14 protein-coding genes are annotated in these 14,904 nt (G+C 58.3%); 8 read left to right on the top strand and 6 right to left on the bottom strand.

The features are described from left to right. The first annotated feature begins 146 nt into the window (after nucleotides 1–146). The 4 genes from IPK17_RS34530 to IPK17_RS34545 all read left to right on the top strand — a co-directional run bounded on the left by IPK17_RS34530 (nucleotide 147) and on the right by IPK17_RS34545 (nucleotide 4,484). Nucleotides 147–1,181, top strand: a complete 1,035-nt coding sequence (locus tag IPK17_RS34530; protein WP_343422266.1) for a LacI family DNA-binding transcriptional regulator — start codon at nucleotides 147–149, stop codon at nucleotides 1,179–1,181. A gap of 5 nt (nucleotides 1,182–1,186) precedes the next feature. Continuing rightward, on the top strand, nucleotides 1,187–2,233 hold the full coding sequence (locus IPK17_RS34535; RefSeq protein WP_343422267.1) for a carbohydrate ABC transporter permease: 1,047 nt from the start codon (nucleotides 1,187–1,189) through the stop codon (nucleotides 2,231–2,233). Between the two features lies 1 nt (nucleotide 2,234). Next, nucleotides 2,235–3,080: a carbohydrate ABC transporter permease gene (locus IPK17_RS34540; protein WP_343422268.1), complete on the top strand. Its 846-nt coding sequence runs from the start codon at nucleotides 2,235–2,237 to the stop codon at nucleotides 3,078–3,080. 90 nt (nucleotides 3,081–3,170) lie between these two features. After that, entirely contained in the window at nucleotides 3,171–4,484 is a 1,314-nt protein-coding gene (locus IPK17_RS34545; RefSeq protein WP_343422269.1) for an ABC transporter substrate-binding protein, read from the top strand. A gap of 290 nt (nucleotides 4,485–4,774) precedes the next feature. Here the strand turns inward: IPK17_RS34545 and IPK17_RS34550 are convergent, their stop codons facing one another. From IPK17_RS34550 to IPK17_RS34565, 4 genes are all read right to left on the bottom strand, one after another. Then, a complete protein-coding gene (locus IPK17_RS34550; RefSeq protein ID WP_343422270.1) occupies nucleotides 4,775–5,623 on the bottom strand; it encodes a hypothetical protein in 849 nt (282 codons plus the stop codon). Nucleotides 5,624–5,926: 303 nt separating this feature from the next. Further along, nucleotides 5,927–6,766, bottom strand: coding sequence for a DUF6544 family protein (locus tag IPK17_RS34555; RefSeq protein ID WP_343422271.1), 840 nt, complete (start codon nucleotides 6,764–6,766; stop codon nucleotides 5,927–5,929). Between the two features lie 39 nt (nucleotides 6,767–6,805). Further along, complete coding sequence (locus tag IPK17_RS34560) at nucleotides 6,806–7,207, bottom strand: ABC transporter permease (RefSeq protein ID WP_343422272.1); 402 nt, start codon at nucleotides 7,205–7,207, stop codon at nucleotides 6,806–6,808. Further along, entirely contained in the window at nucleotides 7,208–7,804 is a 597-nt protein-coding gene (locus tag IPK17_RS34565; protein ID WP_343422273.1) for a TetR/AcrR family transcriptional regulator, read from the bottom strand. It abuts the gene before it with no gap. 436 nt (nucleotides 7,805–8,240) lie between these two features. Between IPK17_RS34565 and IPK17_RS34570 the strand changes: the two genes are divergently transcribed. Next, the gene (locus IPK17_RS34570; RefSeq protein ID WP_343422274.1) at nucleotides 8,241–9,275 is read left to right on the top strand and encodes an SIS domain-containing protein; all 1,035 of its coding nucleotides are present in this window, start codon (nucleotides 8,241–8,243) and stop codon (nucleotides 9,273–9,275) included. A gap of 5 nt (nucleotides 9,276–9,280) precedes the next feature. Then, entirely contained in the window at nucleotides 9,281–10,234 is a 954-nt protein-coding gene (locus tag IPK17_RS34575; RefSeq protein WP_343422275.1) for an ROK family protein, read from the top strand. 63 nt (nucleotides 10,235–10,297) lie between these two features. On the opposite strand, the gene IPK17_RS34580 is transcribed toward IPK17_RS34575, so the two are convergent. Together IPK17_RS34580 and IPK17_RS34585 are read right to left on the bottom strand one after the other, a co-directional pair. Then, complete coding sequence (locus tag IPK17_RS34580; protein WP_343422276.1) at nucleotides 10,298–11,371, bottom strand: amidohydrolase family protein; 1,074 nt, start codon at nucleotides 11,369–11,371, stop codon at nucleotides 10,298–10,300. A gap of 24 nt (nucleotides 11,372–11,395) precedes the next feature. Next, a complete protein-coding gene (locus IPK17_RS34585; RefSeq protein ID WP_343422277.1) occupies nucleotides 11,396–12,172 on the bottom strand; it encodes a DeoR/GlpR family DNA-binding transcription regulator in 777 nt (258 codons plus the stop codon). Between the two features lie 218 nt (nucleotides 12,173–12,390). Between IPK17_RS34585 and IPK17_RS34590 the strand changes: the two genes are divergently transcribed. Both IPK17_RS34590 and IPK17_RS34595 read left to right on the top strand, forming a co-directional pair. Beyond that, on the top strand, nucleotides 12,391–13,464 hold the full coding sequence (locus IPK17_RS34590) for an SIS domain-containing protein (protein WP_343422278.1): 1,074 nt from the start codon (nucleotides 12,391–12,393) through the stop codon (nucleotides 13,462–13,464). Nucleotides 13,465–13,540: 76 nt separating this feature from the next. Continuing rightward, nucleotides 13,541–14,845: an ABC transporter substrate-binding protein gene (locus tag IPK17_RS34595; protein ID WP_343422279.1), complete on the top strand. Its 1,305-nt coding sequence runs from the start codon at nucleotides 13,541–13,543 to the stop codon at nucleotides 14,843–14,845. The last annotated feature ends 59 nt before the right edge of the window (nucleotides 14,846–14,904 follow it).

Genomic DNA, 14,904 nt, shown 5'->3' on the forward strand with positions numbered 1-14,904 from the left:
CTTCTCAGCGCCAGCTTTGCCAGATCGGGCAGGAGACTGCGTCCCAGTCGCACGGCGGTGACTGACTTGACAGCATTCCAAAGTGACGCTAGACTGAATTCACACGTGCCAATCGACACGATTCAATAGATAATACACTGAATTTTATGAGACGACCAACCCAAAAAGATGTTGCCGAAAAAGCCGGGGTTTCCCGTTCAACGGTTTCCTATGTGTTGAACGATCAGGATGACCTGAAGATCGCGATCTCGGATGAGACTCGCCAGCGCGTGATGCAGGCCATCGCCGATTTGGGCTATGAACCGGATGCGCGGGCGCAGGCCCTGCGCCGAGGGAACACCAATATCGTCGGCGTGATCATCCCGGTCATCGAGAATCCGTTCTTCTGGCAGACGCTGACGGGCATCACCGAAGCGCTGCGCGAAGCGGGTTACAGCCTCCACCTGTACCACAACCCGCTGGATGAGCGTCAGGGACTCTACACGGTGCGCGAACTCACGCGCCAGCGTGTTGAGGGCTTCATTCTGCTGGCGGCAGTGAAGTATATGCTGCCGATGCTCAGTGACTATCTGCGCAAATCCGGGCAGCCGATTGTCGAGATCACCGCCAGCGCCGCCGAGTTCGATGTCGTCATGCATGGTTATTCGAGCGGAACGCGGGCGCTCATGCAGCACCTGTTCGACCTCGGTCACCGCAAGATCGGCTTCATCTACGGGGTGACCAGCGAAGGGCAGGGCGTGGATCGTTTGACGGCTTACCGGCAGATGCTGGATGAAGCTGGTTTGTCGGACAGCCGCCGCTTTGAAGTGCATTGCAGTGATCAGATGCACGATGCGTATACCGCGGCGTATACCCTGCTGCAGCAAGATGATCGCCCCACAGCGCTGCTGACGATCAACGACATGCTGGCTATCCCGGTGATGCGCGCCGCGGGTGATCTCGGCCTGTCCATCCCCGGCGACCTGTCGGTGGCGGGCTTCGACGACATTCCCTTTGCCACCTATACCATGCCGCGTTTGACGACGGTGTCGGGTATGGCGGCGCAGAGTGGGCGGGATGCCGTGCATTTGCTGCTCCAGCGTTTCGCCGAACCGGATCTCCCGCGGCAGGTGACCGCCGCCGAAGTGGAGTTGATCATCCGCGAGTCCACTGGCCCGGTGCGCCCACCGGGGAAAGGCTAGGGCGCATGGCGCGCGAGACTAACCGTACGAGTGCCGCACCCGCTCTAACCGATCCGCGCGATGCGACGAACGTCAGCTTCGTCGCGCGCAGTACGACGTGGCTAACTGAACATGTACGGCGCAATGCTGTCGCCTACCTGTTTCTCACGCCGTGGCTCATCGGCTTCTTCCTGCTGACCGTGTACCCGATGGCTTATTCTTTAGTACTCAGTTTCACTGATTACGACTTCACGCAGCCCGCGGCGACTCAATTTATCGGGCTCGGCAACTATATGAAGATGTTCGGGTCGCTGTTCGGCCTCACCGAATTCACCACGGCTTCGGGTGAGGTGATGCGCGTCGACCCGTATTACATGAAGTCGCTCTCGGTGACATTCAACTATGTGTTCGTGTCGGTGCCGCTCAAGCTGATTTTCGCGCTGGGCGTGGCGGTCTTGCTGAATCAAAAACTGCGCTGGGTGCCGTTTTACCGCGCTGCCTACTACATTCCGACGCTGCTCGGCGGGTCACTGGCGGTGGCGGTGTTATGGCGTAAGCTGTTCGAACGTGATGGTTTGATCAATGGCGCACTGGCGGCGCTCGGCTTCACCGATCTGCCCGGTTGGATCACCAGCCCCGACTATGCGCTGGGCACGCTGATTTTGCTCTCGGTGTGGCAGTTCGGCTCCTCGATGATCATTTTCCTCGCCGGGCTCAAGCAAATTCCGTCCGAATACTACGACGCGGCGAGCGTGGATGGCGCAAACAGCGTGCAGCAGTTCTTCCGTGTGACGATTCCGCTGCTGTCGCCCGTCATCCTCTTCAATCTGGTCATCCAGATGATCGGCGCATTCCAGGCGTTCACTCAAGCGTATGTCATCGGCGGCGGGCGGGGCGGCGTGCTGAATTCGACACTGTTCTACACGCTGCATATGTACATTCAGGGTTGGGCGTATCACGAGATGGGCTATGCCTCGGCGATGGCCTGGGTACTGCTGCTCATCATCGGCGTGCTTACGGGGATCGTCTTCCGGTCATCGCGTCTCTGGGTCGACTATGGCGTCGGGGATTAGCATGAAAACCGGAAGCTTGTTGCGCCACGGTCTGACCCATATCTTCATCATCAGTCTCGGAATTCTGATGATTTACCCGATTGTCTGGATGATCATGAGTTCGTTCAAGCCGAACAACCAGATTTTCAGCAACCCAAGTTTGTTCCCGGTTGCCCTGACCCTCGAGAACTACATCAGCGGGTGGCGCGGCTACGCCGGGACGACTTTCGGGACGTTCTTCGCCAATTCGCTCATGATGTGCGCCGTCGCCGTGGTCGGCAATGTCATCTCGTGCTCGATGGCCGCGTACGCTTTCGCCCGGCTGAAATTTTCGGGGCGCGGCTTCTGGTTCGCCATCATGTTGATCACGCTGATGCTCCCGGCACACGTCACGCTCGTACCGCGCTACATCATGTTCAATTCGTTCGGTTGGGTCGGCTCGTACCTGCCGATCCTCGTGCCGAAGTTCCTCGCCGTGGACGCTTTCTTCGTCTTTTTGCTCGTTCAGTTCATGCGCGGGCTGCCCAAAGAGATCGAAGAGGCCGCCATCATCGACGGGTGCAGCAAGATCGGCGTGTACCTGCGCATCATTCTGCCGCTCGCCACGCCCGCGCTGGTGACGACGGCGCTCTTCACGTTCCTGTGGACGTGGGACGATTTCTTCAACCAACTGCTGTACCTCACGACACCTGCATCGTTCACCGTCTCACGCGCACTGCGCACCTTCGTCGGCGACGCCGGGGCGGTCTCCAACTGGGGTGGGGCACTGGCGATGTCCACGCTCTCCGTCATTCCCGCGTTTATCCTGTTTTTTGCGCTGCAGAAATATTTCGTACAGGGGATCGCTACGACCGGGATCAAGGGGTAACTCAGGGAGACATGCCTATGAAGTGACCCGCAGCGGTGACAGTCGTTTTTATCGAGCAAATTATAGAATCTACAGACTGGAGCTTTAAGAATGAATAAGCGTTACTCAATCTCTCTGCTAATGCTGCTCGTGGTGCTGCTCACAGCCTCCCTCGTCCCCGCTGGGGCGCAGACCAGTTCCGTTGAACTCCCTGAATATACGGGCGGCCCGGCTGAGATTCGTATGGGCTGGTGGGGCAATGACGACCGCGCCGCGCGCACATTAGCGGTCATCGACCTGTTCGAAGCGGCGTACCCGGACATCTCCGTCGTGGGCGAACCGAACGGCGGCACGGCGGATCACTTCCAGATCATCGACACGCAGTTGGCGGGCAACAACGCGCCGGATATCATCCAGTTTGGCGGTAACTGGCCGGACTACCAGCAGTACTTGGAGCCGCTCAACAGCTACCTCGGCGAACAGCTCATGATCAATACGCCGGAACAGTTTGACCAGACCGCGCTCGTCCCCGCGACCGGCGTCGATGGCAACCTGTATGCGGTCAGTCTCGGCACGAACACGCTCGTGCTCGTCTATAACAAGACCCTGATCGAAGCGGCGGGCGTGGATCTGCCCGCGGACAACCTGACCTGGGAAGAACTGGTCGAGTACGGCCGCACGCTCAAGGCCGCGCTGCCCGAAGGTGTCGCGCCGTTCGTCGACAACAGCATGAATCAGGCGAACTACCTCAGCTACTTCTACACCCAGCAGGGGACGCAGCTCTGGACACTGGACGATGGTGGGAAATCCTACGCGACCGTCGAATCGGCGCAGGCGTGGCTCCAGATGTGGGCGGATATGCGCGCCGAAGGCTTGATCCCCGATGCGGAAACCACCTACACCTACACCGAAGACGGACCGGATAGCTCGGCGTTGGTGGCGGGTGAAGCGGCTATCGGCTTGATTTGGAGCAATCAGGTGGCCGCGTATCAGGCGGCGACGACCGAGGAACTCGGCGTGACGACACTCCCAGTGGGCGGCGAAGATTCCTACGTCATCCAGATGAGCCAGTACCTCGGCATTAACAATGCCAGCGCGAACAAGGAAGCGGCGGCGCTGTTCATCAACTTCTTCGTCACCAGCCCCGAAGCGGGCGCGATTCTCCAGACGAACCGCGGCGTCCCGTCGTCGCCCGTCGTGCGCGAAGCCATTGCCGAGCAAGCGACCGTGACGGATGCGGCGGTCTATCGCATCTACGGCGCGATTGCCGATCGGATGATCCCGCAAGGGCCGAATCTGCCGAACGATCAGGAATTTGTGAACGAGCTGGAACTGCTCGGTCAGCAGGTCGCGTTTGGGCAACTCAGCGTCGAACAGGGCGCGGAGGAACTTCAGGCGCTGATCGAACGGTTGGCGGTCAAGTAAGGTTCAACCAAGCCCAGTTAGTTCGCGAGGCGCGGGGAGAATTTACCCCGCGCCTTTGTGTTTTCAGCCGATCTCAGCGCCGTTCGCCTGATATGGTGCGAAAACTATCCATTCTCATGCTCATAGGCGTATTCTCTTCGTCTGCTGCGGGCCAGAGCATGTGATTACTTGATCGTGGAGATCGTTTGGCGGCAAACCCCTATCGGCTGACGCATTCGAGCAAGGAATCTCACGACCGGAGCGCGACATTTCAGAAGTGTATCCGCTGCGTTGTCATTTCAGTTACCAGCCTAGAACCCCAACCAGAAGCGGATTGCGTCCTGTATCCAATGGAAACTCAAAGCCGATTCCAGATCGCGCCGAACTGCGAGCAGGGTGGGAGGTATGCCCCATATCAATCCCATCACGGCTCCCATGGCCAAGGCCGTCAGAGGTTGTGTGACGAATAGCTCGCTGTAATGACTAAAGGTGTGTGTGAGCAAAGCGAGCAGCCCGGACAACACTACTGCGTGACGGTTGGGCCAATCGCGACGAAACAGCAGCCAGAGCAGGCCGAGAAAGGCAAAGCGATAGATAACTTCTTCAAGCACAGCCGGATGCATCGCGTCGATCGCTGCCGCCAGTGGGTTCTGCCATGTGATCGGGCGGTTCTGCGTCCAGGCATTGGCGAAACCGTTCAGGATAGCAAATGGAAGACCAACGGCCACTCCAAACAGTAAACTGCGCACTGCTCTGCGCCAGCCCATTGACGCAAACTGTAGGGTAATGGGGCCACCCCAATGCATGATGACCAGGCCGCCCAGTGTCGTCACGACAATCATGACGCCATTAATCACGGCGCGCACGCGTACGTCTGTCACGATCTCAAGAAATGGATAAGGGCTATACAAAGTGGCCAAAGGCAGCAGGATGGCCACGAGCAAACCCGCCCCAACACTGATCAACCAATTGGTACGAGATAATGTGCGCCAACCAACAACGACCACTCCGAGTGAAGCCAGCGAAATCGCTGTGTCAAAAATGTCGAATAGTCGCGGTGGCGTGCCAGTTCGCGCCATAATGGTGCGAATGATAAAAACCATCAGAATAGCCGCCGTTGCAGCGAATAGAGTTAACCAGCGGCGCTGAGTGTTGCTCATCTAGCCATCTCCAGCCAATCCTAAAGGGTGCACGATGCAACCCAACAAATCCCAACCACGCGACGAAACCAACGTGGGTCTATTCTCAAAGTAGACTGAATGAACATTTTCTCCACTGACACGCTGTTCGCAGCATTGCAGGTGCAACGGGGGCAGCCTGATGCCCAAGCAGCAGGACTGCTGTGCGTTCATCTACCTGTTCAGTGCCCACCCTGTTATCTGGCTCTGAAACAATTACACGAGCAGCGGGGGGCGCGGCACTTCGGGATTTCCTGAACAGCGTGTGATTTGTCGGAAGAGCTTTTATCCGGACACATCCCCACCAAACTGTGCCAAGCGCGGTGCGACATCTACGTTCAGAGCTATCTGCTCGATCTCCCAGGTTGCCCAAGGCGAGTCAGCGCGCCACTGCGTTTGCGCGCGTACCGGCACGCGCAGCCCATCCACTCTGCCCCATTCGAGGATGCGATTGAACCAGTGCCAGCGCTCGGCGTTGTCTTCGTTTTGGTAACGCATCGTCTCGATCTGGCTGATCAACCCGGTATCCGCAGCAAAACGCACGGTGAACGCTTCGGCATCGTCCAGACCCGGCAAATACAGGCGAACGGTCGTGTCATCCACTGCTTCCCAGCGCACGCGTGGATCAGTGAGCGCAATCGAAGGCACCCAGGCCAGCACTTCGCTCCAATAGCCCTGAATAGCCGCACGGTTGGTCTTGGGCTGATCGTTCACCTGACCGATCACCGCCAGATCAAGCTGGGTATGGCCTTCCAGATTGCGCTCATGAATCCGCATAAAGGTCAGATTGAACCAGGTGACCTGGATATCGTGGTAGTGGCTGCTCCGCGCCGCATCATAGTAGAAACGGAAGCGGGTCGGCATTGGTAGACCGGTTGGCGCCAGCTGCGCCCGCCCTAATACCATCGCCGACTGCACATCGGGCAGACTGTCACCGAATACAGCGCGGGCGAAGCGGTCAACCGGGGTTGGCAAACCTTCCGGAATTGGGATCATGCTGGGGGCAGCGCCAACCGCAACAGTGGGAAAAGCCGAGGCTTTGATCTGTAAGCCGAGCCAACCACCGACAAGGAGCACAACAATGACAGAGATAATGATCATCAGGATACGGATCAACATACGCATGTTCCACCTTCCACATTGTGGGATACTCTCAATGTTCTATCAGTTGGTCTGGGGCAGAAGTCTGGCAAAATGCGGCGCCAGCAGCAGCACGGCGAGAATTACCCCATTAATGAGCGTGCCGCGAAACGCGGGTTCCCAATCCAGCGCTGTGATGACCAGAGAGAGCAGGGTAACGAGCACCAGCACTGGCACACCCCACGACCATTCACTCACCAGTGCTATACCAGCGACGATAAAACCGATTGCTGCTAGTAACCACAGTAGGCTGAACAAGCGCGTGCCGTTCGCGCCGAACTCCAGCCGCCCACCTAAAAAGGCCGTCTTGTAAGCTAGTTCAGGCACGTCTTTGAGCGGCCAGTAGGCTACAAAGCCCATCAGATGGATCAGTCCATGAATACTGAGACCAATCACGAGAACAACTGGTAAAAGCTTTAACATCATCTACGCTCCCTGGTTGGCCAATGTTCCCTGGACGAAGAGGCTGACGAGGGTTCTGAGGTGTACATCGGACGGTTGCTCGGCAGATCCGAGCAGTCGGGAGAAAAGAATGTACGACGAAAACAGACTATCGAAGGCGTAGGTTAGCGCTTCAACGTCGAGGTCCGCTCGGATCACACCAGCGTTGAGCTGGTGCTGGAAATATGCGCTGACATGACTGCGGTTCTCGCCCGCCCCGGTGAGAATGGCTTCGCGCAGTTCGGGGACGGTCTGCGCTTCGCACAGCACCAACCGCAGGATTTCATACCGTGCCTGAGTATCCTCAATCTGCAACCGGGCCATTGTCAGAATGTCTGCTGGATAGTTCCCGGTCAGATGATCTTGGAAATTCTTTGAGAAACCAATTTGATTGAACGAATGAACACAGGCTATCAGTAGGTTCTTCTTGCTGCCGAAGTGCCGAAAGAGGGTCACTTCGTTGACCCCGGCCTGCTCAGCGATGGTCCGGGTGCTAGCGCGCGTGTAGCCTACCTGACCAAACAGACTGAGTGCGGCATCAATGATTCGCTGTCTGGTATCCCCTATCGGACTATCGGTCATGGTAGCTCCTTCATATAGTGTGCAAGTACTTGCTTACATGGCGAGTCTATGCTCAATCGTAGCCTGCAAGCAAGTAATTACTTGCATGCCCAGTGGATGACATTTGTCATTCCATGCTTGATGCCTTAACTCCAAAAAACGCCGGAGTGCCGCGAACCAATCCGCGCTGGATCAACAGCTCGCTGCTGAGGTTGCTGTATAGCTTGGTAACCGTGGGAGCCGTTGGCGCGCTGCTTTATTGGCGCTCACTTAACGCTGCCGTCCTCCACGCGCCCATGAGATAGGCAGACGGCCTGATCGCTTCCTTTAGGTAAGAATTTTTCTTCGACAGTCGGTCGCAAATCTATTGGTTCGCAATAGCCTGTACCTTGAGCCCAAGAGCAGGTTTCCATGCTACAATCTCGCAAATCATTCCATAAGAATAGGAGCTTCAGTTGTGGGATTAGGATCAAAAACCCTTGCTGAAATCGAAAGCCAGCCGCAACTGTGGACCGAAGCATTACGACAGTTCGAGCAGCGGGCGGACGAGCTTCAGAGGCTGTGGTCAACTACATCATTTGATGAAATCATATTTACCGGCTGCGGCTCGACCTACTATGCCGGGATGGTCGGAGCAGCGCTCCTACAAGCTGGAACCGGCATTACCGCTCGCGCAGTCTCTGCCACCGAACTCATGCTGTTCCCGGAAATGATCGTCAGCGCGCACCGCACCACCTTACTGATCTGCGTCTCGCGGTCGGGAACAACGCGGGAAACGGTGGCCGCGGCGGAAATGTTTCGGAATCATGGCGGGCACAGCATCGTCGTGGTGACGTGCAGCAGCGAAAGTCCGTTAGCGCAGACCGCTGATGTGCTGGTCGCCATCGACGCGGCGCAGGAAGAAAGCCGCGTGCAGACGCGCTCCTTTAGCAGCATGCTGCTCGCGGTCACGGCGTTGGCCGCCCTGTTCACGGGGCGCGACTGGCGCATACTGGCCAGTATGCCCGAGCGTCTGGAACGCTTGACTCTGGCGTCCGCCGAGACGGTGGAACGGCTGGGACGCGACCTGTCGATCACCCAGTTCGTCTTTCTGGGGTCGGGCGCGCTCTATGGTCTAGCCTGCGAAGCCATGCTCAAGATGACGGAGATGGCGAAGCTGTTCAGTGCCGCTTACCATCCGCTCGAATATCTGCATGGCCCGCACTACACCGCGACGGCCACTACGCAGTTGATCGGCCTGCTCTCCGACGGTGCGCGGGCTGAGGAACTCCGCGTCTTCAATATCCTGCACGGTCGCGGCCTCGCGTTGTTTACCCTGAGCGATGCGAACAGGCTGCTCCCGGTAGGGGGCACTGTGATCACCCTGGACTCCGATCTTCCGGAGTGGGGGCGCGGACTGCTGTATTTGCCCCCGCTCCAGCGCATCTGTTGGCTGCAAGCGGTGGAACGCGGCTTTGATCCCGACAACCTCGCCTATCGTCCCCAAGCGTGAACCCGATGAAAACAGCTTTGGGAATCGATATTGGCGGGACGGCGACAAAACTGGCGGTGTTACAACCGGACGGAACAATTATCCAACGAGACAAAATCCCGACAGAGGCGCGCGGTATAGATCCAGCGCCTTTCTTCACGCGCTTGTTCGCCGCCGCCGATGGGCTGGTCGAACCATACCGTGAGTCGCTGGTCGGGATCGGGATTTCGGCGCATGGGGAGGTTGACCGTGAGCGGCGCCGACCGATCATCGCCGGGAATACCCCTGCACTGCGCAATGTCGATGTGCGCGGTGCGCTGGAAGCTCGTTACGGGCTGCCCGTCGTGATGAACAATGACCTCACCGCGCATGCGCTCGGAGAATACTACTTCGGGTGTGGCAATGGCATCGAGCGCTTCATGTGTCTGGCTATGGGGACAGGACTCGGCGCAGCGCTGATCGTCGAAGGCAAACCGCTGATCATCGATGGCGGCAATTCCGGTAACACGGGCTTGATCATCCTTGACCCGGCAGCGCCGCGCGACTCCAATGGCATCCGCGGATCAGCCGAAGGGTTGATCGGTGTACCGGGGATCGAACGCCTCGCCCAGGAACGTTATGGTCATCCGGTCCCAGCGCACGAGGTGATCGCGGCGGCGCGCGAGCAGCGTGATCCAACCGCGGTCGCCATCATGACGCAGGTGGGGACGTGGACGGGACAGACGCTCGCCAGCCTGAGCGTGATCTTCTATCCGCATCGTATTGCGTTGACGGGAGGCACTGCCTCTGCCGGCGCCGTTCTGCTGGACGCGTGTCGCGCCGAATTCGATAGGCTGGTTGGTGACTTTTTCCGAGATCTGGCTGCAAATACCGGCGGGAACTTTCGCAATGTCGAGATTGTGCTGGGCGAAGGCGGCGCCGACACGGGGGCATTAGGTGCGGCGGTCGAACTGTTCCAACAGGCGGGTTTGCTCACGTAAGGCGAGAAAAGGAGCAGCGCGTACCTTGCTCCTTTTCTCGATATGTTCCTGCAGTGCGTCGTTTTACTCGATGCCGAGCATGACCCGTTCGGCGTTCTTGTAATACACTTTTTGCAGGACGTCATCGGGCAGGTACAGTCCATAGATGCGCCAGCGTCCTTGCCGGGGGATGTCCGCATTCCCGTAATCGAAGTATTCGTCATCGGTTTCCAGAAAGCGGAAATACGTCGGGTATATGTTTTCGTCTACCGGACGATCCGTGCCGAACAGAATCCGGTCGGCGTACTTCAGGAAGAAGCGTCGTGCAGAATAGGGTTGGCGACCCAATTCGCCGATGCGTTCGCTGATGTCCACGTAGAAGTTCGGGCATCGATCCAGCAGCGCGCCCACCCACGTCAGATTTTCGGCATAGCAGCCCACATGCGCGCCGACCCAGGTTGTCTTCGGGTGTCGGGCAACCGCGGCGGCCAGGCCATTCACGATGGTCAGGAAGGTCGGAAAGGGCGGACTGGGAAATTGCCAATCGACGTTATCGTGGAGTTCTTCCCATCGCTCATTGGTGTTATCTACCGGATCAAAGAACGCGACCGGATCCGCAATGTGAATGGTGATCGGCAGCTTGAGTTCCCCCGCTGTCGCCCAGATTACATCCAAGCGCGGATCATCTACGGCGACCAGTTGGTTCTGATGATCGCGTACAGTCAAGCCGAGCATTTTCCAGATCTTCAGCCCTTGGGCGCCGCGCGCCGCCTGCTGGCGCAGTCGTCCTGCCGCCCAATCGGGGAAGCGGTCGCCGAGTTCCGCCCATTTCGTCCAGTCGACGCCGCCAAAGATGCGGAAGCGCTCCGGCGCCGCGGCTTTGAAATGATCCAGATGGGTGTGCAAAATGTCTTCGCCCCAACCACCGTCGAGATCGACGTACACCCGCACATCCGCCTGATCGAGGTGATCAAGCAGTTCGGCGACGGGGCGGGTGTCCCAACCACCGAAGCCCGGTAGCGACAAATGGTTGTGCGCGTCGATCACGGGGAAGCGCGGGCGGGCGACCTGCGTTTCGCGGGTGACCAGTTTCGGCTGGGGTTTGAAGTCGGACAGCGAGAGGGGCGAAAGCGTCTCATCGCGCTTGATAACGGCCATTTTGACTATCCTTTGGTTACCTGACTAGACTGCAAAGACCTCGATGCTGCGTTCGCGCAGCGCCGACAAGAATTCGGGCGGCGCGAGGCTATCAGTAACAAACGTCTTGACCGCCGTCAGCGGTGCAACGAACACGCTGGAAATCCGTCCGCACTTGGTATGGTCTGCCACCACAATCACTTCACGGGCAATGCTCACGATCTTGCGATCGGTTTGAGTTTCAGGCAGATAGTCGTTGGTCAGCCCGGTTTCCAGATCGATGGCGCGAATCCCGATGATCGCCTTACTGACGCGTAGATCATGGAGGGATTGTTCTGCCAGGTGTCCGATGAAAGACTGTTCGGTCGGGCGCAGAATCCCGCCGAGCGCGATCAGATTGATATCGGGGACGTCCGCCAGCGTGTTAATCACCAGCAGGGAGTTTGTGACCACCGTCAGGCCGCGGTGTCCCCGCAAACTGCGCGCCACTTCCAATACGGTAGTGCCGCTGCTCAGGAGAATGGTATCGCCATCATCGACCAGCGCTGCCGCTGCCTGCCCGATGCGGCGCTTCTCTGTGGCTTGAACGGTTGCTCGCTCGGAGAAGGGGGGTTCGGGGGGCGCGCTTTTGGCGACTACCGCGCCGCCGTGGAAACGCCGAAGTTTGCCGGCTTCTTCTAATAACTGGAGATCGCGGCGGGCGGTTGCGGCGCTGATGTTGAACTGTGTACACACCTCGTCGATGGTGACACGTTCGCGCATCCGGGTGAAGCGGATCAGTTGTTCGCGGCGTTCGAGTCCCGAAAAGCTGTGTTTCGTCATACAGTGTCTTGTGTCCTCAACTCAGACTTCCCTCGGGCACGAGGGCGCGGCAGACGTTTGAATCAATCACACATAATCACATTCAATCACAAAATCGCCGGTTTGTACCGCGAAACTTGCGCATTTGTGCAAAAATGATATTTTATTGGTTGACGTTACACTCAAATCTCCGTACGATCAAAGAAATGTTGCCCTCATTTTATGGAAAAAGGTCGTTTATGAGTAAGGAAGCTGGAGCCTATAGTTTTGCCGAAATCAGCAGTCAGCCGATTGTCTGGAATCAGACGGTGGCGACATTCCAGCAGCGCGCCGCGGCTTTCCAGTCGTTTTATGCTTCCCAATCCTTTGACCGCGTGATCTTCACAGGCTGCGGTTCGACTTATTATCTGGCGCAAGTCGGTGCCGCGTTGTTTCAGCAGCTCATCGGCATCAATGCCTGTGCTTATCCCGCGTCAGAAATCGCGCTGCTGCCCGATTATGTCTTCGCTCCCGGTGGTCATCCGCTGCTCATTGCGGTTTCACGCTCCGGTGAAACGACTGAAACGCTGTCGGCCGTCCGTGTGTTTCGTGAACGGACCCACAGCGCCGTTGCCGTGGTGACCTGCTACCCGGAGAGCCGCTTGGCTGCCGCCGCTGACTTCGCCGTGCTAATACCCGAAGCGCAGGAACAGAGTGTGGCTCAGACGCGCTCGTTCGCCAGTATGCTGATCGTCGTACAGGCCATGGCCGCTCTGTTGAGTGGCCGCGAAGATCTGGCCGCCCTCGCCGACTTGGGCGACAGCGCGCAGACCCTGATCGCCAACTACGGCGACCTTGCGCGCACGCTAGGCATGGATCGCCGTATCGAACGCTTCTTTTTCCTCGGTTCGGGCGCGCTGCGCGGCATCGCCAGTGAAGCGATGCTCAAAATGAAGGAAATGTCTCTCTCATACAGCGAAGCCTTCCATGTGCTGGAATTCCGGCATGGGCCGATGTCGATGGTCAATGACCACAGTTTAGTCGTCGGGCTGCTGTCCGAAGAAGCGTATGCGCAAGAAGTCGCCGTCCTCAACGAAATGGCCGGACGCGGCGCTCAGGTGCTGGCGCTCGGCGTACGTGATGAGCCGACAGGGCTGGATCGTGCTGTGCGGGTTGTCCGGCTCAGTGTGACGCTGCCGCGCAGCGCGCGCCCCGTCACCTACTTACCCGTGCTACAACTGTTGGCATACTACCGCGCGCTCTCGAATGGACAAGACCCGGATCAACCAGCGAATTTGTCGTTTGTTATTTCGCTGGATCAATCAATGTTGTGATCGTCGTCCACGTGTGCACGTCGTGGGCATGGCGGTGCGGAAGAATTAGTTTTGCTTTATTGAGGAGAGAAATCGCATGAAGAAGGCTTTACTCATCACCGTGTTGGCGAGCGTGCTCGTGATGGCGCTCGGTTTCGGTATGGCGAGTGCGCAGGAACCCGTGACGCTCGTCTACTGGTCCATGTGGAACGAGACCGAAGGGCAAGCCCGCGTTCTGCAGGCGGCCATCGCCAGTTTTGAAGCCGCTAATCCGAACGTCACCATCGACGCCGTGTGGAATGGCCGCCAGAATCAAACGCTGGTGCGCACGGCCATCAGCGGCGGTAATCAGGTGATCGACCTGATGGATCAGGACGCCGACCAGATCGCCGGCGGCTTGATGCGGGAAGGTTTCGCGCTGCCGCTCAACGATTATCTGGCGCAGCCCGCCGAAGACCACGAAGAACCGCTGATGGATGTCTTCCTCCCCGGCACACTGCAAATGTTCTCGCTCGACGATCAAATCTACCAACTGCCCTATATCTACAACACTGTGCAGTTCTGGTATGACAAGCGCGTCTTTGAAGAAGTCGGTCTCGCCGTGCCGCAAACGTGGGACGAACTCCTCGCCGCCTGTACTACGCTGACCGATGCGGGCTACGCGCCCATCGCCGCCGAAGGCAATGAACCCGGTTACGCTGCCTTCTACCTGACCGAACTCCTCGCCCGCACGAAGGGCCCCGGTTGGCTCCAGCAGGCCGCTGCCGATCCGACGGGCGAAATGTGGCGCGATCCGGCAGTATTGGACGCAGCGCAGCGCACCCGCGCCCTGTGGGATAACGGCTGCATCCCGCCGGAAACGCTCGGCTACGTCTGGCCCCAGGGGCAGAATACGCTGGCCTTCGGCACCGCCGCGATGGAACTGGTCGGTTCGTGGCTGCCCGTCGAACTCCAGAACGCGACCGATCCCGAATTCCAGTGGGGCGGCTTCAGCTTCCCGGCGATTGAAGGTGGCGTTGGTTCAACCACCGACGTGTACGCCCTGCTGCTGGCGTTCATGATCAACAAGGATACGGCGCATCCGGATGAGGCGTTCGCCTTCCTGCGTCACCTCATGACGGATGCAGTTCAGCAGCAGTTCACCGACGAATCGCTGGTTGGCGTGACCAACAAATACATTCAGTGGAATCCCATCATCGCCGATGCGCTGGCGGCAGCGTCGGCGGCTACGTCTACCTATGGCGACGTGGATGGTGTAGCGTCGCTGTACAGCGAATACCTGAACACGATCCTGTATCCGAACTATGTCAGTCTGTGGCAGGCGGCGATCACGCCCGAAGACTTCGTCGAGACCATGGCCACCCAGTCGGCGCAGTACTGGGCGGATCATCCGCAGTCATAAATAAGCATGCGGCTGTTGGGCACTCACCAATGGCAGGATGAACATGTGAGTCGTAGGGG

The sequence above is a fragment of the Candidatus Flexifilum breve genome, from assembly GCF_016713355.1.